Genomic DNA, 17489 nt, shown 5'->3' on the forward strand with positions numbered 1-17489 from the left:
CGCCTGCACAGCCAGTTCCTGCGTTTGTCAGGGGCCGATGTGTACGTACGGGGCCCAGAACATGGAGGGTGAGGTGTCGGGGTTGGCGCGGAGGTTTCGGGCAGCGGCGTTGAGGAGGGTCGCCACGTCGCCGTGGGCAAGGTCGTCGTAGACGAGGTCAGCTATCAACGGGGCGATAGCGTCGTGGACGGGCCACAGGGTGGCGACTACGTGCCGGTAGCCGATGGTGTGCAGGGCCGCGGCCAGGTGGATGGCCTCGTCGGTCAGGACGGGGCCGACGGCGGCGGTCTGGCAGGCGGAGAGGAAGGCCAGTTCGGCGTGGGGCAGGGAGAGCGCGGCGATGTCAAGGACAGTGAGGACGCCGTCGGTGAGGGCCACACCGCTCTGGGAGGGGTAGTTCAGGTCCTGGAGGCCGTGGCAGGCGAGGTGGATCCAGGCATGGCTCGGTAGTTCCCGGCAGACGTCGGCGATCGATGGGGCGTTGAGGAGGGTCGCGCGGTCGCCGAAGGTACGGGTAAGGAGGTCAACCTCGGGCTGGACGTTCAGGTCGGCTGCGCCGGGGGTCTGCTTCATGGCGACGACCAGGATGCGGCGGTCGGCGGGGTCGGCTGTCGGGCGGGACCGTGCCTCGGCCAGGGCGCGCAGGGTGGGGGTGTACGAGGAGACGACCTGGTCGAGGGCGCAGGCCCCGGCCGGGTCGATGCCTGCGTGGATCGGCAGGGCGGCCAGGGGGCCGGTTGGGCACCACCATAGGCGCTCGGTGTCGCCGAGGGCGGCTAGGACTGGGCCGGTGAGGTGGCGTCCGAGCCAGCGCAGCAGGTCGTCCGTCCGCTTGTGGAGGGTGAGGTGCCCGGACGGACTTTTCTCCGACCTGTGAAGCAGGTCTAGATAGGTGTTGGCGGTCTCCGTCACTTCGGTGGCGGTCAGTTCGGGCAGGGGCTGCACGGTGACTGTGCCGGGGCGCACGATCAGGGCATCGCAGCGCAGGGCACTCACGTTGAGCAGGACGACGGGGCCCTGCGACGCGGTTTGGGAAAGGGCCTCGAAGGATGGCGGCTTCAGGAAGTCTGCGAATCCTGGTAGCTCGCGGGCCCGGCGGATGAGGGAGTCCCATTCGCCGGCCAGGGCGGCGCGGTCGGTCGCCGTCGGGGAGTCGGCCGTGCCGGGGTCCACGACCTTGTCGAGCGCGGCGCGGATCTCGGTGAGCCTATCGGCGAGGGCCGGTTCGGCCTCCTGGAGCGCGGTCAGTTCGGTTCTGAACTCCAGGAGTTGCGCCCAAAGCACGCCCCGCCCGTGTTCCAGCAGTTCGACGGCGAGGCGCGGCTGCTCCTCGTCGATCGCGAGAGCGGCGGCGTCGCAGGCCAGGCCGGAGATATCGGCGAGCTCACGCTCCTGGTCGGTGCGGGAGACTCCGCGCCAGGCGAGCAGCGGAAGGAATTCCACGGCCAGCCGCAGCGCTTCGAGCGCCGCCGCGGTGTCGCCGTCCGGGTAGGCGGTCTGGGCCCATCGCTGCGCTGCTCGTACGCGCACCCCTGCGGATCCGGTCTCCGAGTACGCGGCCTCGCGGAGCACTTCGGCGGCCTTCCGTCGGGAGTCCGCCGTTCCGCGGGTGAGCTGTGCCTCTGCGAGGTTGACGAGGTGGCGGGAGCGGCTCGGGTCGGTTGGAGACATCGTGGTGACCGCCTCCGTGAGGACGGTGATGGCGTCCGACAGGTCGTTGGGGCTCTCCTGGTGCTCGGCACGCTGAAAGAGCGCGGCCCCCCAGGTTGCGAGGTAGCCAGGCCGCCGCCAGGAGCCCTGCGGCAGGGTCTCATAGGCCTGCTTGGAGGCCTCGACCCAGGCGTCGAGGTCGGCGGGGTCGTTGTAGGTCTGGTAGCGGGTGCCGAGCGCGTGGGCCAGGTTGATTTTGGCCATCGGCCGAGTCATCGCGTCCGCATGCGTCTCAGCGTGGCGCAGGACGGAGACGGCCTCGCCGATGTCGTCCCGGTTCTGGGTCAGGGAGAACCGGTGGGTGAGCGCGCTGCCCAGGTTCGCGCTGGTCGTGGCGTGGAGGGGGCTGCTGGGCTCGGTGGCGTCGAGTACGGCGCGGTGGAGGTCGATTGCTTCGTTCAGGTCGGTGGTCGATCCGGTCAGTTCAAATCGCGTCTGCAGGACAGTGCCCAGCAGGTTCGTTTCGGAGGCGTAATGGGTCTGCGTGACCGCCTCGCGCAGGAGGCGCACAGACTCGTCGAGGGCGACCCGGTCGCCGGTCCGTTTGAACTCGTCCGAGAGCAACACGCCAAGCGCGGACTGGGCCATGGAGAGGCCGATGGTGCCGGGGCCGGCCGCTGCCATTGCTTCCCTGGCGGCCCAGAGGGTCTCCTTGCGGTCGTCTTCCGAACCGGTGTCCTGGAAGCGATCGCGCAGGGCGCTGCTGAGTTTGACGCAGACGAGGGCCCGATCGACGCCTTGCGGGGGAGTGATCTGGACGGCGCGCCGGCAGAGCTCGACGGCTTCGTCCAAGTCGGCCGCATCGTGGAGGAATGCGTATCGCAGACGCAAAGCGTTGGCGACGTTGCCGAGAACATCCGCGGATCCGGCTCCGTCGTCGAGGGCGTTCAGGGCGCGGCGCCCACGCTCGATGGACTCCTCAAGGTCCGCGCGTACTCCGGAAAGCAGGTAGCGGTTGTAGAAGGCGGCGCAGGCCAGGCTGTGGCCGCGCGCGGTAAGCGCGGAGCCGTCGCCCCCGAGAAGCTCGATCAGCTCGTTCAGGTCAGCGATGTCGTGACGGTGCTCGTGGCGGGCCGTCAGCGCCGAGCCGAGGTTTTCCCGACAGAACGTAAGCAGCTCGTCCGGGGCGCCGGCGAGGGCCTCCCGCGCGAATTCGACGGCCTCGTCCGCGAGGTCCGCATCACCCGTCATGGTGTCCAGCTGGCCCAGGACCCCGCTCAGGTAGCTCTGGATGAGCGCCCTGGGGAACGGGCTGGCGGGCAGTGCGAGTGCTTCTTGTAGGAGCGCCACGGCTTCCTGCACCTGCGCAAGGGACGCGTCGGTGAAGCTTCTGGCCATCAACACGACGGCCCGGCGGAAGAGGGCGCGGGGCCGGTCGGCTGAGCCGGGCGGGTTGGCCGCGAGCGCCAGCGCGCTCAGGACGTACTCCTCCGCCGGGTCACGGCTGTCGAACAGGTGCTGTTCGGCCATCACCATCCCGAGTTCGGCCGTGGCCGTCCAGTCCGGTCCGCCAACGGGGAGTTCGGCCAGCGCGGCGATGAAAGTCTCCGCCAGCTCCACTCCGACCGACGGCGAGTCGTCAGCGAGGTAGAGGTCGGCGACGGCCGAGCAGAGCATGCGGTGGACGTACACCCGGTGGGGGTTGTCGGCTTCGAGCCGTTTCAGACCCGAACGCAGCAGCTCCAGCCCGGCACGCAGATCCTCCGGCGCCCGCCGCATGGTCAGGTAGCGGCCCAGCAGGATCGTTGTCGCTGCGGTCTCGTGGAGTTCCCGCGAGGACTCCATCGCCGCGATTGCCCGTTCGAGGCTCGTCGGCTCCTCCGCCATCGCATTGGCCATGTCGTAAAGCAGCTTCGCCCAGTCGCGCCGGTCCTCTTCCTGTTCGAGGTCGAGCGTCAGCCTCTTTCCCGCGACCCGCCTGTCGAGGAAGTCGAGCGCGCGCGCGAGTACCTCCGGACCTTCTTCTTCAGCCATTGCGGCGATCGCCTGGCTTAGGTCCCCGAGGTCACCACCAGTCTCATAACGATTCCAGTACTGCCATGCCCCGGTTTCAGCCACTTTCTCACGATAGTCTCGTTCAGTGTGGACGACCTGAAGTTGCTCTTCGACCCGTCGGCCCCGATCGACGGCACCGTACGGCTCGACATCCCCGCAGGGCTGACGCTTGAAGACGCTGCCAGCGCGCTAGAGGCACTGCTGGCCGCCGAAGCGGTCGAGTACGTGCTGGTCGTCGTGGACGGACGGCCCGTCGGGGTCACGAGCCGGAGGTGGCTCATCCGGATCGGCGCGGCCAGCATGCGCTCGCTGGGAGACGGTGCGGGCGCGACCCTGCCCGGCGAGTCCTTGCGCTACCGGCTGCTGCGATACACATGCGGCATGTGCAATGCCGAGATCAGACGGGTCCATGTGGATCCCCGCGACCCGCCGACCTGCCCGAATGGCCACGGCGTGCTGGAGCTGACGCGATGAACTTCGACGCGCTGGCCAGCCCCGGCTTCGGCAGCGCGAGATTCCTGCTGGTGGAATACCTCCCCACGTACGCAGCCGGGCTGGCGGTCCTCATCCTTGTGTGGGCGGGCGCCCCCGGCCGGCTCGACTTCGGCCAGGCCTGGCACACCGCGGGACACCTGGCCATCGGTGAGCTCCTGCTGCTGGCACTGGCCATGACCCTGCTGGCATTCCTCGGGCATCCTCTGCAGCTCGCGTTGCTACGTATCCTGGAGGGCGGCTGGCCTTTGCGGCGCGCGGCCGACCTGTCGCGGCGACGGCAGGCGAGCCGCCGCGCCCGGCTGGCCGCCGATGAAGAGCTGCCGCCCGGTGAGCTCACCGAGGCCCAGATCCAGGCGGCTGGGCAGGCCGGCACCCGGCTGCGGCGCCTGTTCCCACCCACGGCCGTACTCCGGCCCACCGCACTCGGCAATGTGCTGGCGGCCACCGAGATCAGCGCGGGTGAGCCCTACGGCCTCGACACGGTCGTCACCTGGCCGCGCCTGTACCCGCTCCTCCCTGCGGACACCAGGCGGATCGTCGACGACAGGCGCGACAGCATGGACGCCGCCGCCCGCCTCGCGGTGACCATGACTGCCACAACCCTGGTGACCGCGGGCCTTCTGTCCGTTTCAGGCTGGTGGCTCATGCTGGCTTTGATCCCCCTAGTGGTCGCCCGCGTTTCCTACATCGGTGCGGTCCATGCCGCCGTCGCCTACGGCGAGAGCCTCCGCTCCGCCGTGGACCTGCACCGGTTCGCCCTATCGGAAGCCCTCCGCATGCCCCTTCCTGCCGACCTCGCCGAGGAGCGGCTGCTGAACACCAGGCTCAGCGAGCTGTGGCGCCAGGGAGTCCCCATGCCCGAGACGGCGTACGAGCACCCCCCGGAGGGCACGAAGCGATCCGGCTAGGGCGTGTCTCGGAAGTGCTCTAGGTTGGCTGACGTGAGTGCGCGGGGTTGGAGTTACCGATACGTCGGACCGGTCGAGCTAAAGGCTGCAGTCCGGCGTGACAGCGGCGGATGCCCGATCGGCTCGGCGGCTGACTTCGACAGCTGGATCGCTGAGCGATCGGCAACAGAACTGACCGAACCGTTCACCTCCGTGGTCGGCACGGACGGTGTGCTTCGGCTGGCGCAGCGACGGAGCGAGCACGTGGCCTGCGCACCGGCGGAGCCAGGGCCTTGAGTGCCGGCGAGATTGGTTTCCTGCGCGAGCGGGCCCGGTGGGCTGTGAGCACGATCAGCAACCAGTCCACCGGATACTGCCCCGACATCGGCTCCTGGTCGGCAGTCGCTCGTGCTCTGGACGACGCAGGGCTCGATCGGCCCTCCAGCTTCACCCACGAGGTGGTGTTCCGCCGGTGTCCTGACTACCAGGAGCACAACATCGTGCGCGAGGACGACTTCGTCTGCGTCTTCTGCGCCAGCGATCTGCCGGAGACGTGGAACGTGGATCCCATCGTGTGATGGCCGAGGGTCACAGCCTCGTTGATGGCCGCGACGAGGACGGTCGCCTCGTAGCGGACCGCGAGTTTGTCGTATCGCGTGGCGGGCCTGATGGGCGAGACGCTTCCGTACGAGGCGCTGCGGGCGCCGACGAACCGGATGCGGCATCACCGGGGCCAGTGGCAGGCCGAGCAGGCGCAGCGCCCCGCGGAGGACCCGCGGAAGCTGTTCACCGAGGTCTGCCTGCACGGGCTGAAGGCCCGGTTGTGTGACGGCGTGGCCTCTCTGGACAGCTACCTGCTGCCGCACGTGGAGGCCGCCTTGATCACCGGTGACGCGCGGCCCGGCCGCCCGGAACGCCGGGGCCCGGTCGCGTGTGCGGCCGGGCCCCGGTGATGCTCCGCTGTCTGGGAGGACGTCAGCGTACGTCGACGTAGTCCGCGGGCGAGGGCGCCCAGGTTGAAGTGGCGCTGCCGCCGTAGACCAGTCGCCAGGAGCCGTCGTTCCAGGCGGCACGCTTGAGGCTGACGGAGCCGGTGGAGCCGGTCAGACCGGTGGCGACGACCGACCAGGTGGTGCCGGTGCCCGCCTTCTTGAACTGCAGCTCCACCTTCTGGCCGGCGAGGCCGTTCTGCGCGCCGTACTCCCAGGCGGCGCCGGTGAGCCGGCCGGTGACGGTGAGCGTGCCGCCGCGGGTGACCGGCTGGGGGGTGACCGAGGCCAGGGCCAGGGCGGAGGCGCGCCGGATCAGGATGCCTCCGGCCGGCGCCGGGCCCTGGTACTGGGCGGCGCGGTCGGTGCCCTGGACGAAGACGCCCGCAGACCAGGTGCCCACCAGCTTGTTCAGGCCGAGGCCCGGGCCGCTCACGGTGAATTGGGTGGTGCAGTCGTAGTACGTCGTGGTGGATCGCCGGGTGCAGGAGGCCGGTGCGTGGAGCAGGCCGTCGGGCCGGTCGTAGCCGCCGTGGTGCAGGGTGACCGCGGCGGACTCGATGCCCGTCGCGCTGTTGACGACGAACCGGGCGGGGAAGGTCGCTGTGCCGGTCTGCGGCGCGATGAGCGCCGAGCCGTTGTTGACGGTGACTCCGCTGACCGCGAGGGCGCCGCTGCGCAGCGCGGTCGCGGGCGCCGGGCCGGCGAAGGCGCGCGTCAGGGTCTGGGTGACCCTGCCGCCGTTGTTGTCGGTGCCGGAGACCCGCAGCGAGACGAAGGCCGCGTCGGCCGGTACGTCGACGGTGGCCGTGCCGGAGGCGCCGCCGTCGCCGGAGACCGGCGCGGTGTGCCAGGTCGCCCCGTCGTCGAAGGAGTATTCGACGGAGCCCAGGGTCGCGGTCAAGGAGGCGAGGCGGTTCTTGACGTCGACGTGCACGGCGACCGGTCCGGCGGCGGCGCGGTTGTGGAGGTCGAGCGTGGGAACGCCCACGGTGACGTCGACGACCGGCAGGCCGGTCGAGTCGTACGGGTTCAGGTTGCTCGACGAGATCAGCCAGTCGGTCGTGACGCGCGGCGAGAGCCGGCTGGGGAAACTCTCGCGGGTGACGGTGTGCCGGATGCCGTAGGTGGCGTAGGAATCGACGGGGAGCTGGTAGCTGTCGAAGCTGCTCAGTACCCCGGAGCTGCCGAGGTGCCGGCCCTCGGCGGTCACCTCGAAGGTGTGCCGGGCGTTGTGGTCGGTGCCGTACACACCGCCGGTGCCGTTGATGGGCCCGTGCTCGCGGAGCCGGAAGGTGCCCCGGTTCCAGGAGGAGACGGGGTAGCGGCCGCCGTTGACACCGAAGGGGGCGTGCCCGTAGGTCTCGGCGGGAAGCTCGGTCGGCCCGGAGGTCGCCGCGAGGTCGGGGAGGTGCGCGTCCTGGCCGCCGTGGGCCAGGATGCGACCGTAGGGGAGGCCGGGCGTGATGTAGTGCGTGAAGGTACCGCCGGTGGGGATGGGCCCGGGGACGTACACTCCGGTCCATTCGCCCGTGCGCGGGGTGACGCTGAGCTGCGCCGTGAGACCGGCGCCGGGTGCCCGGACGGTGGTCCGGGTCCGGGCCAGGTCGGCGGTGCGCACCTGGGCCACCGGGTCCGCGGGGGTACCGTTGCGGAAGCGCTGCAGCACGTCGTAGCGATAGGGGCTGGGGCGGTTCTCCGTGCTGCCCTTGCGGCCGATGACCTCGTGCAGGTTCAGGGTGAGGCCGGTGAGGGACAGCGGGGTGACGTAGATCGGGTTGCCGTCGCCGCCGGCGAAGCCGACGAGGTCGCGGTTGTTCGGCAGCGAGTACCAGGCGACCGCCGACTGCCGGGTGGCGGTCGGGTCGTCGACGGCGACCCGGGCGGGCTTCGACAGCCTGGCGTCCAGCGTCACGGTCGTCGCCGTCGCGCCGACGGTGAAGGTCTTCGCCAGCATGTGACTGGGCTGCTGCCAGTTGGAGTAGAGACCGATGACCAGGTAGTCGCCCGCGGGCAGGTCGACCGTGCCGAAGTCGTCGAACTGCTCCTCGCGCACGTCGTGGTACTGCCAGGTATTGCGGTCCCAGACGTGGATGAGGCCGCCGAAGTGGTACGTATTGACCAGGTCGATCTTCACCCGCTGGACGCCCGCGGTGACCGCGCTCGGCGCCGCGCCGGTCGCCGTACCGGTCGTCGCGAGCGGCGTCGTGGACTGCGGGGTGCGGCGGCCGGTCGGGGTGACCTCGGTCCGGCCGCCGACGCGGGCGAAGGAGTACGGCCCCGAGGGCGTGCCGTCCGCTCCGGACACGCGCAGCGCGCCGCGGTCGAGCACGGCGCTCTCGCCACTGCTCAGCCGGCCGGCGCCGCCTGCGTCCCGAGCTCCGGACGCAGGGACCTCGACCGCCGGTCCGCCGGCCGCGGCCGCCGGTCCGTCGCTGTCCTCCGCGCCGGCCGGGGCCGCGAGCGTCGCGGCGGCCACTGCGGCCCCGCAGACCACTCCGGTCACCCGGGTCCACCGTCTCGTCATACGACGCATCCGCGCCCCCCACATGTCTTGTCACCGCTGTTGCACTGACAAGACTCCCCACCGCCCGAAAGGTTGTACGGGCGAAGGGTGCTCTCGACCCCCGACTCGACGGCCTCCTTGCCGGGCCGGGGACCTTCCCGCTACGCCGGGAACCTCCGCCCACCCACCGCCACGCCCCTCCAGCACTCCCGCCCCCGTCGCCGCGATGGCGCCGCCGCCCACGGCGTCGCTGCCTCGGCGAGTGGGTGGCCACGAGACTGCGCTGGGGCCTACCGGCGAACCAGGCCGCGATCGACGCCATCCGCCGGCGGGCCCGTGCGCACCCGGAAGCAGACCTGGTGACGACGCAGCCGCATCTCGCCGACCTGCCGGGCCATGACTGACCCGGCAGCCTGCCGCACGGCGGCGAGGGTGCCGTGATGGTCCGACGGAAGCACAGTCGCCTCCACGCCCGGCTCGCGATGCGAAATCAGCATCACCGCCCGACCGCCCCCCTGCCCCGGCGCCGGCGCGGCCAAGGCCCGCTCGTCGGCAAGCTGCTCGCTCACACGCTCAAGGACACGGGGTTCGGCGCTGCGGGGAAGTGATCTTGGTGCGCCCGATTCGGAGATGCCTCGGGCACGGCCATTCCGGGGCCCCTGTACCGTGGCCCGGGCTCGCTCACGTTTCGTCGGCGTCCGCCTGGTCACCCTGCCGGTCGAGTGCGGCCAGCCCGTCGCTCCAGCGGGCGCGGCGCTCGGGCTCCTGCTGGTCCCACCAGGGCGTGCCGCGTTCGCCGAGGGCGACCTTCGCGGTGTGCACGCGGTCGCGGGCGGTACGTTCGGCAGCCGTGTCCTGGGCGCGGCGGGCCGCGGCCACGGCGCGGCGAGCGGCCATGAGGTGGGACCGCAGCCGGGCGGCCACGTCCTCGGGCACGTCGGGGTCCGTGGCCCGCCAGCGCCGACCGTCGATGATCACATACCGTCCGTCGGGGGTGCGGGCGGGCTTTGGCGCATCAGCCGTCACCTCTCCACCCTGACAGACGCCCACCCTCGCGGACCGTCGGCACGCCGCTTCCACGCCGGGGGCGGGAAAGGCCAGGGAGGCGTCGGCGCGATCCCGGCGGCGCGGCGCAGCATGATGGAGGTATGCGCTCTCGGCCTGTGCTCGTTTACGACGGAGACTGCGGCTTCTGCACCACGGCGGCGAACTTCGCCGAACGGCGTGTGCGGCCGCGCTGCGAGATCGTTCCGTGGCAGTTCACAGACCTCGACGCTCTCGGCGTCACGCCCGAGCGTGCCGCGTACGAGGTGTTGTGGGTGACGCCTTCGGGAGCGGTGGACGGCGGGCCCCGGGCCGTGGCGAAGGCCCTTCTGAGCGCGGGTGGCGTCTGGACACCTCTGGGTGCGGTGCTCCTGTTGCCCGGCATGCGTTGGGCCGCCCGGGGCATCTACCGGCTCATCGCGGCCCACCGCCACCGGCTGCCAGGAGGAACCCCCACCTGCACCGCGCCCCGCCGCCCCGGATGACCGGGCCCGTCATCTCCGCGCACCGAGACGTCGACACCGGCCGGCGAACTCGCCGCCTCACCAGCCCCAGCCGCGCTCCCGCTCAGACCCGCCCGTCACCGCCCCCGACCGCCCTCCATGGCACCGGATCGGCTCCAGCATCCTGAACCGGCCCCTGGCCGAAGGCCGTCTTGCGAGCCTGGGATGGAGCGGATCACGGATGTCGTCATCTGCGCTGCCGCATCGTACGCAGAACGCTTGGGCCTTCATGGTTCTGGTGTTCATCAGGTTCGCGGCATCGTTCCCCCTGCTCCCCTGCAGGGCGGGTTCACGTGGCGGCCCAGGGCGCGGGCGTTCTCCTTGCGTTCCGCTCACGCGTGCCCGGCCGGCTCCCACGGCGGGCGGGCACGTCCCGTCCCGTCACAATGGAAACACCGACCGCCTCCCGGCGTGCTGCGGGCCCTGATGGTGCCGGCGGCGTGCCGGAAGAGCCGGGTGAGGCCGATGGTGTGCGCCGCCTGGACCGGGAGTTCCTGCCGTCTGCCAAGCGTGACCTGCAGGGCGACGCCAGGGCCGGTGAAGTGAGCGTGCGGGAGGTCACCGGCCATCGCGCGGAGCGTGTCGTTCACGTCGTACACCGTCTCCGCGCCGGACAGCTGCACCCGGGCCGCGAGCATGGTGTCGGCCGCCGCGGTGAAGGACAGCAGCCCGGTCGGGCGGGCGAGCTGTCCGACGCGGCCCACGGGGTCGGGATGGGTGTGGTGGAGCTGGGCCAGGGCGTGCCAGAGGTCGCCCGGCGGATCCCCCGCAGGAACGGGAGGGGTGCCGGCAGAACGCCTCGCAGCGTTCGCCGCCCACCGGGAGCAGCGGCGCCGGGATCGCGCCGCCACCTCGTGTCAGGCCGCCATCGTCCTGTCCTGACAGGCGCTTGCGCAAGCAGCGTGCGAGGCCGTGAACGCCGCCGCGGTCAGGTTCCCGTCACCCGACTCGCGCCGTCTGCCGCGAATCACACACGGGGCATCGCGAAGGGGACGTGACCCGTGGCTCGGCCGGTGCTGTCCAGAAGGCGGCCCATGCGTTTACGGGAGTGGAGGAGGACGGTGCGGTCGCTCACCCTCAGCTCGGGGAAGCGCTCGGCGAGCTGTGCCTCGAAGGGGTCGATCCCGTGCAGGCCACGGAGCCACAGCATCACCAGGAGGTTGTCGGAGCCGCTGACAGAGACGGCGAGGCGGACCTCCTCCATCCGAGCCAGTGCCTTGCCCGTGGCCGCGAGGTGGGTGTGAGGGACGGCGGTGCGGTAGAGCACCACCGTCGAGAGCCCCGCGAGGGGATGGGCCAGGTCGCAGCGGAAGGTGATGTCGCCGTCTCGGATCATCCGCTGGAGCCGGCGGCGTGCGGTGTGTTCGCTCATCCCGGCCTTCGCCCCGAGCTCGGTGTAGCCGAGGCGTCCGTCGACGCCGAGGGCCGCGAGCAGGGCCTGGTCCTCCGGTGCTGACGGGCGGTGCGTGCGGGCGCTGTACACGGTCGATCCCGCCGCTCGCGGAGCGGAGAGTTCCGCACGCCCGGCGGGTTCCATGGCCCGCATCCGCCAGTCCCCGCCTTCGCCGTACAGCGTGATTCCGAGGCGGGTCCGGGTAGACCGGACACCCTTCAGCCCGCCGATCAAACCGCGCACGGAGCGGCCGAGGGACGGCAGGTCGGCGGCGACGACGGACGCCAGGAGGTCGAAGTCACCGGCCGCCTCGTCGACGCTGAAGACCCAGGGCATGTCGGCCAGGGCGCGGCTGACCGCGTCGAGATACCGCGGCCGGCACCGTACCTCGACGTAGGCGACAGTGGCGGATTTCGCCGGGTCGTACGCGGTGACCCAGGCCAGACCGTTCAGGCGCAGCCGTTCCCAGCGGCGGGCCACCGTCGTCGCGTCGACCCCGAGCGCCCTGCCGATCTGCGACCACGGCGCCCGGGGGGCGGCCTGCAGGGCGTCGACGAGCGCGAGGTCCAGCTCGGAGAAGCGTACGTTCGCATGAGTGTCGCGGGAATCCGGCGTCAAGGTGTCCTCTCTGATGTTTTCCTGCAATTCTCCGGGGATTGTGGCCACAGGCCGGATCGTAGGGGCACTTCCGGCCGATGCCCAGTTTCGGCCACGGTGATGAGGGGTGCCGCGTGTCTGCTCCGTCCCCGCAGTCCGCCCGGAGAACCGTGCGGACCACGATCGTCCTGCTGTTCGCCGCCTGGCTGGTCGACTATGCCGACCGGCTCGTCATCAATCTGGCCCTGCCCTCCCTCGGCGCCGAGTTCGGCCTCAGCCGGGGTCAGCAGGGCTTGGTCGTCTCCGCGTTCTTCCTCGCCTACGCGCTCGCCCAGATACCCGGCGGGATGCTCGCCGACCGATACGGCGCGCGCCGCGTCACGCTCTGGGCCCTGCTCGCATGGTCCGCGTTCACCGCGCTGACCGGCTTCGCCTGGTCGTTCGCCGTCCTGCTCGTCCTGCGGTTCGCGTTCGGTGCCGCTGAGGGAGTCTTCCCGCCTGCCTCGCTGAAGGTCCTCGTCGAGCGGACCCCACCGGGCGAACGGATGGCCGCCAACGGTTGGATCATGAGTTCCAACGCGGTCGCGGGTGTCCTCACCCCGCTCCTCGCCGCTCCACTGATCGCGGCCTTCGGCTGGCGGTCGGCGTTCTTCTCGACGGCGGCGCTCGGCATCTTCGTCCTCGTGGCAATACGGATGCGGCTCCCCGCCCCGTTGCCCTGTACGGGGCCGACGACGGGCGCCGCCGGCCCCGCCGCGTCCGGAGTCCTGCGACTGGGTGTGGTCTGGCGCTTCAGTGCCCTGATGTTCGGTTACAGCGCGATCGTCTGGGGCTTCAACACCTGGGTGCCCTCCTACCTCGTCGAAGAGCACCACGTCTCCCTCGCCACGGCCGGGACCCTCGTGGCCGTCCCGGCACTGGCCGCGGCCGGCGCGATCGTCGTCGGCGGCCGGATCTCGGACCGGCTCGGTGGCCACCACCGCAAGGTGATCGTCCCCGGCATGACGGTGGCCGCTGGTGCACTGCTCCTGACCGCCTTTTCGTCCTCGCTCACCGGCTTCGCCGTCTTCGGCACGCTCGCCTCGGTCGCCGTGGCCCTCTGCTACATGCCCGTTCTCGCAGTCCCGTTGAGCGGGCTGGCCCCGGAACAGGTCGGTGTGGGCAGCGCGGTGGTCGTCCTCGGCGGGCAGGTGGCCGGCATGGTCGTCCCGCCCGTCGTCGGAGCGCTCGCCGACGCCTTCTCCTACCAGGTGGCCTTCGCCTCCCTGGTCCTGGGCGCCGTCATCGCCGCCGTCATGGCCCTCCTGACCCCTCAGGACGCCGCCTCGTTCCGGACCGCCATCGGCGCGTCCCCCGTTCCCGCGCTCGCTAAGGAGCACCCGTGACCGTCGCCTCCCTCCCCCGCCTCCTGGCCGCGCTCCCCGCCCGGATACCGGATCTGCGGGCCGTCTACGAGGACCTGCACGCCCACCCCGAACTGTCCTTCCAGGAGTTCCGCACCGCGCGGATCGTCGCCGAGCGGCTGCACCGGCAGGGCTGGGACGTCACCGAGGGCGTCGGCGGCACCGGTGTCGTCGGAGTCCTGGCCAACGGCGAGGGCCCCGTGGTCCTGCTCCGTGCTGACATGGACGGGCTCCCGGTCCGGGAGCGGACGGGACTGCCGTACGCCTCCCGGGTGACCGCAGTCGACGGCGACGGCGACGAGGTGCCCGTGATGCACGCCTGCGGCCACGACATGCACGTCACCTGCCTCCTCGGCGCCACCGCCCAGCTGGCCGCGGCCCGGGGGGCGTGGCGCGGCACCGTCGTCGCCGTGTTCCAGCCCGCCGAGGAGGTCGGCGGCGCGCCGGCGATGATCGAGGACGGCTTCGTGGACCGCTTCCCGCGCGCCGACGTCTGCCTCGGCCAGCACGTGGCCCCCGCGCCCGTGGGCTTCGTCGGCACCCGGCCCGGCCCGGTGATGGCCGCCTCCGACAGCCTGCGGGTCCGCCTCTTCGGCCGCGGCGGACACGGCTCGACGCCCGAGACGACCGTCGACCCGGTCGTCATGGCCGCCGCGGTCGTCATGCGGCTCCAGACGATCGTCTCCCGCGAGACCGGATCGGCGCAGACCGCGGTGGTCACCGTCGGATCGCTGCACACGGGCACCAAGGAGAACATCATCCCCGACACCGCCGAGCTGCGGATCAACATCCGCTCCACGACCCCGGTGGTACGGGACCGGGTCCTCGCGGCCGTCGAACGGATCGTCCGCGCCGAGGCCGCTGCCTCGGGCGCCCCGAAGGACCCCGAGATCACCGCCCTCAACTCCTTCCCCGTCACCGTCAACGACGAGCGGGCCACCGACACCGTCCTGACGGCGCTCGCCGGGGCCTTCGGCCGGGAACGCGTCTTCACCCTGCCCCAGACCCTCACCGGTAGCGAGGACTTCGGCGTCTTCGGCACCGCTCTCGGCGTCCCCTCCGTCTTCTGGCACTTCGGCGGCGCCGACCCTGCGCTCTTCCGGGACGCCGACCCGGAGAGACTGCTCCAGGACGGCCTCCCCGCGACCGTCCCCGCGAACCACTCGCCGTACTTCGCCCCCGTACCCGACCCCACGATCGGGATCGGCGTGACCGCCCTGCTCGCGGCGGCCGCCCCGTGGCTGTGCCCCGAGGGCTCCCGGCCCGCCACCGGCGAAGAGGCCTGACGTACCGCCCCGCGGACCGGCCGCCCCCTCCCCCTTCCCGCCCCCGGCCCTCCGGAAAGGCTTCCCCATGAGCAAGCAGAACCCCGGCTCCGATCTCGCCTACCTCAGCGCCACCGACGCCCGACGGCTCTTCGCGGCCCGCGAGCTGTCCCCCGTGGAGCTGATGCGCGCGGTGATCGACCGCGCCGAGCAGACCGAACCGGTCGTCAACGCCTTCGCCGAGCGACTCTTCGACGAGGCGCTCGAACAGGCCCGGCACGCCGAGGACCGGTTTCTCGGCAAAGGCGGCCTGACGCCGCGCCCGCTGGAGGGCATCCCGGTCGCCACCAAAGAGAAGCACGCCATCGCCGGGCGCTCCCTCACCGAGGGCTCGCTGGTCCGCGCCGGCGTCACCGCGACCGAGAACGCGCCGGTGATCGACCGCATCCTGGGGGCCGGCGGCATCATCCACGCCCGCACCACCACCCCCGAGTTCTCCATCGCCACCTTCACCCACAGCCGCCTGTGGGGCGTCACCCGCAACCCCTGGAACCCTGACCTCACCCCCGGCGGCTCATCCGGGGGCGCGGGGGCCTCGCTCGCGGCAGGCTCCACCCTCCTGGCCTCCGCCTCCGACATCGGCGGCTCCACGCGCATCCCCGCCGCCTTCACCGGCACCGTCGGCTTCAAGGCCCCCTACGGCCGGATCCCCGGTGTCGCGCCGCTCTCCGCCGACCACTACCGGGGCGACGGCCCCATGGCCCGGACCGTCGACGACTGCGTCACCTTCGCCAACGTCCTGGTCGGCCCCGACCCGCGCGACCACGTGTCCTTGCGCCCCAAGCTCGTCCTGCCGGCCGAGTACGACACGGTCGAGGGGATGCGCATCGCCCTGTGCCTCCGCCTGGGCGCGTACGACGTCCATCCGGAGATCGAGGACAACACCCAAGCGGTCGCCCGTGCCCTCGCCGACGCGGGCGCGGTCGTCGAGGAGATCGAGCTCCCCTGGACCAAGGACGACCTCCTCCTCAGCCTCGCCGCGCACTTCTCCACGATCTTCGGGGCTCTCGTCTCCGAGGTCGAGGCGAAGCACCGCGACCGGATGTCGGTCTACGCGGCGGCCTTCGCGGACACCATGGCGGAGGCCCGCGAGCGGGTCTCGTACCTCGACGGCCTGCGTGTCGAGACACGACTGCAGCGCGAACTGGCCGAGGCGATGGCACCGTTCGACGCCCTGATCTGCCCGACGACGGCCGTTCCCGGTCTGCCCGCCGGAGACGACCTCCTGGGCCGCCTGGTGGTGAACGGCGAGGACCACGGCGAGCCCCTGTGGGCGGCCATGACCGCCCCCTTCAACATCAACAACCGCTGCCCGGTCCTCAACGTGCCCAGCGGTCGATCCAGTTGGGGCCTCCCGACAGGCGTCCAGATCGTCGGTCACACCTACGACGACCCGACCGTCTTCCGGATCGGCAAGGCCCTGGAGCGGCTCCGGCCCTGGACCTACACCCCGGACCCCCTACCCCGGGTCGGGCCGAGTTCCGCGAGCAGCTCCTGAGTGTGCTCGCCGAGGGCTGGGGCGGCCCGGCGGAAGGTGCCGGGCCGCGCCGAACGTGACGGGGAAGCGTGCCTGTGTGGTGGCCGAGGGCTCGTGTGCGGCTCGTGGAAGAAACCGCGGGCCTGAGCCTGGGGTCGGTGAGGAGATCGGCGGGGCAGGTGTGGACCGGCGCCCAGGGCGAGCCGATCACGTTGAGCCGCTTGTGCCACCAGATGGGTGCCGGTCAGGGGTGGTCGGGGTCGAAGGCGGGAACGGACAGTGTGCCGTCGGGGCCGGCCTCGACGCGGGCGGCCAGGTGGGCAAGGAGCTACTCCAGGGTCAGACCGGCGCCGGCGGCGTGCTGCAGCGGTCCGGCCTGGTCCGTCGTCAGCCAGAACTGGATCATGGTGGCGGCGCGCTCCCGGCGCCGCTGCTCCCGGTGCGCAGCGAAGGCGGCAAGGAGTCCCTGCCGGTGCCCCTGCCGTTCCCGCGCCCAGTCGGTGCCGGTGGCGTGGTCGTCCGGCTCGTAGGCGGTGTGGCCGGTCGTCTGCAGCAGGGTGCGGATGCGCGGGCCGCGATGCTCTCCCCGCCGATCTCCGGCGGCGCGGCGGCCGACCGGATCGCCGACGCGCTCGGCACCCCGACCCAGACCATTCACGGCGAGAAAGCGCATGTGACGGCGTTCGTGGTGCGCCGGTTCGCCGACCGCGGCCTCCTGGTCGACCTGAGCGCGAACCCGGACGGGGCGCTGCACCACCCGGCCAGGTCCCGGAGGTCTGCCGCCGCGCAAACTGGTCGCCGCCGACACCCGCTCGGACCCGAGCAGGCCGCCGCCCGCCTCCGGGTCCGCCGCGCCGACTTCGACCACATGGTCCGGCTCAAGGCGGCGGGCACCGCGACGGTGTGCGGACGGGGACGCGAGCCCAGGCGCTCCGCTCGCCGCGCGGCGCGGACCCGGGCGGCCAGGGCGCCGGCGGCGAGGCGGGCCCGCTCGTACGGGCCGCCGTACGGCTGCGGGTCAGCGGGCGCAGCACGGCCGGCCTGGTCCTCGGTGTCCCTCGGGTACAGGGCACGCAGGTCGGCGGTCATCCTCCGGCCGCACGCCACGGGGCGGGTGTGGTCGTCGCCTGAACGATCCGTTCGTCCAGGCCGGGTTCGTGGCGGC

At 71.9% G+C, this 17489-nt stretch carries 15 protein-coding genes and 1 pseudogene; 9 read left to right on the forward strand and 7 right to left on the reverse strand.

Features of this window, described 5'->3' with window-relative positions; all coding sequences use genetic code 11:
* Positions 1 to 27: 27 nt before the first annotated feature.
* Entirely contained in the window at positions 28 to 3768 is a 3741-nt protein-coding gene (locus tag ACFY7C_RS36220) for a CHAT domain-containing protein (RefSeq protein ID WP_389659733.1), read from the reverse strand.
* Positions 3769 to 3792: 24 nt separating this feature from the next.
* On the opposite strand from ACFY7C_RS36220, the gene ACFY7C_RS36225 reads away from it, so the two are divergent.
* The 4 genes and pseudogenes from ACFY7C_RS36225 to ACFY7C_RS36240 all read left to right on the forward strand — a co-directional run bounded on the left by ACFY7C_RS36225 (position 3793) and on the right by ACFY7C_RS36240 (position 6040).
* A complete protein-coding gene (locus ACFY7C_RS36225) occupies positions 3793 to 4179 on the forward strand; it encodes a hypothetical protein (RefSeq protein ID WP_389659736.1) in 387 nt (128 codons plus the stop codon).
* Positions 4176 to 5108 (forward strand): hypothetical protein, encoded by a 933-nt coding sequence (locus ACFY7C_RS36230; RefSeq protein WP_389659739.1) that lies wholly within the window; start codon positions 4176 to 4178, stop codon positions 5106 to 5108. Before ACFY7C_RS36225 ends, ACFY7C_RS36230 begins: the two co-directional genes overlap by 4 nt.
* A gap of 33 nt (positions 5109 to 5141) precedes the next feature.
* A pseudogene (locus tag ACFY7C_RS36235) lies at positions 5142 to 5665 on the forward strand (hypothetical protein).
* A gap of 90 nt (positions 5666 to 5755) precedes the next feature.
* The gene (locus tag ACFY7C_RS36240) at positions 5756 to 6040 is read left to right on the forward strand and encodes a hypothetical protein (protein ID WP_389659742.1); all 285 of its coding nucleotides are present in this window, start codon (positions 5756 to 5758) and stop codon (positions 6038 to 6040) included.
* A 22-nt stretch (positions 6041 to 6062) separates the two neighbouring features.
* On the opposite strand, the gene ACFY7C_RS36245 is transcribed toward ACFY7C_RS36240, so the two are convergent.
* From ACFY7C_RS36245 to ACFY7C_RS36255, 3 genes are all read right to left on the reverse strand, one after another.
* On the reverse strand, positions 6063 to 8603 hold the full coding sequence (locus ACFY7C_RS36245) for a hypothetical protein (protein ID WP_389659744.1): 2541 nt from the start codon (positions 8601 to 8603) through the stop codon (positions 6063 to 6065).
* Between the two features lie 269 nt (positions 8604 to 8872).
* Positions 8873 to 9151, reverse strand: coding sequence for a hypothetical protein (locus tag ACFY7C_RS36250; protein WP_389659747.1), 279 nt, complete (start codon positions 9149 to 9151; stop codon positions 8873 to 8875).
* A gap of 112 nt (positions 9152 to 9263) precedes the next feature.
* The gene (locus ACFY7C_RS36255) at positions 9264 to 9608 is read right to left on the reverse strand and encodes a hypothetical protein (protein ID WP_389659750.1); all 345 of its coding nucleotides are present in this window, start codon (positions 9606 to 9608) and stop codon (positions 9264 to 9266) included.
* A gap of 122 nt (positions 9609 to 9730) precedes the next feature.
* Between ACFY7C_RS36255 and ACFY7C_RS36260 the strand changes: the two genes are divergently transcribed.
* On the forward strand, positions 9731 to 10111 hold the full coding sequence (locus ACFY7C_RS36260) for a thiol-disulfide oxidoreductase DCC family protein (protein WP_389659753.1): 381 nt from the start codon (positions 9731 to 9733) through the stop codon (positions 10109 to 10111).
* Positions 10112 to 10461: 350 nt separating this feature from the next.
* Here ACFY7C_RS36260 and ACFY7C_RS36265 read toward each other — a convergent pair whose 3' ends face one another.
* Positions 10462 to 10833: a hypothetical protein gene (locus tag ACFY7C_RS36265; protein ID WP_389659756.1), complete on the reverse strand. Its 372-nt coding sequence runs from the start codon at positions 10831 to 10833 to the stop codon at positions 10462 to 10464.
* Between the two features lie 263 nt (positions 10834 to 11096).
* Positions 11097 to 12140 carry an Lrp/AsnC family transcriptional regulator gene (locus ACFY7C_RS36270; RefSeq protein WP_389659759.1) on the reverse strand — a complete coding sequence of 348 codons (1044 nt, stop codon included), beginning with the start codon at positions 12138 to 12140 and terminating at the stop codon, positions 11097 to 11099.
* A gap of 113 nt (positions 12141 to 12253) precedes the next feature.
* Here ACFY7C_RS36270 and ACFY7C_RS36275 point away from each other — a divergent pair, with 113 nt between their 5' ends.
* From ACFY7C_RS36275 to ACFY7C_RS36285, 3 genes are all read left to right on the forward strand, one after another.
* Entirely contained in the window at positions 12254 to 13504 is a 1251-nt protein-coding gene (locus ACFY7C_RS36275; RefSeq protein ID WP_389659762.1) for an MFS transporter, read from the forward strand.
* On the forward strand, positions 13501 to 14808 hold the full coding sequence (locus ACFY7C_RS36280; protein WP_389659765.1) for an amidohydrolase: 1308 nt from the start codon (positions 13501 to 13503) through the stop codon (positions 14806 to 14808). The genes ACFY7C_RS36275 and ACFY7C_RS36280 overlap by 4 nt, the downstream gene beginning before the upstream one ends.
* Before the next feature lie 67 nt (positions 14809 to 14875).
* Positions 14876 to 16345, forward strand: coding sequence for an amidase (locus tag ACFY7C_RS36285; RefSeq protein ID WP_389659768.1), 1470 nt, complete (start codon positions 14876 to 14878; stop codon positions 16343 to 16345).
* Between the two features lie 307 nt (positions 16346 to 16652).
* Here the strand turns inward: ACFY7C_RS36285 and ACFY7C_RS36290 are convergent, their stop codons facing one another.
* Positions 16653 to 17192, reverse strand: coding sequence for a hypothetical protein (locus tag ACFY7C_RS36290; protein WP_389659771.1), 540 nt, complete (start codon positions 17190 to 17192; stop codon positions 16653 to 16655).
* Between the two features lie 35 nt (positions 17193 to 17227).
* Between ACFY7C_RS36290 and ACFY7C_RS36295 the strand changes: the two genes are divergently transcribed.
* Positions 17228 to 17455: a hypothetical protein gene (locus ACFY7C_RS36295; RefSeq protein ID WP_389659774.1), complete on the forward strand. Its 228-nt coding sequence runs from the start codon at positions 17228 to 17230 to the stop codon at positions 17453 to 17455.
* Positions 17456 to 17489 lie beyond the last annotated feature (34 nt).

The sequence above is a fragment of the Streptomyces sp. NPDC012769 genome (assembly GCF_042901205.1).
Taxonomy (GTDB): domain Bacteria; phylum Actinomycetota; class Actinomycetes; order Streptomycetales; family Streptomycetaceae; genus Streptomyces.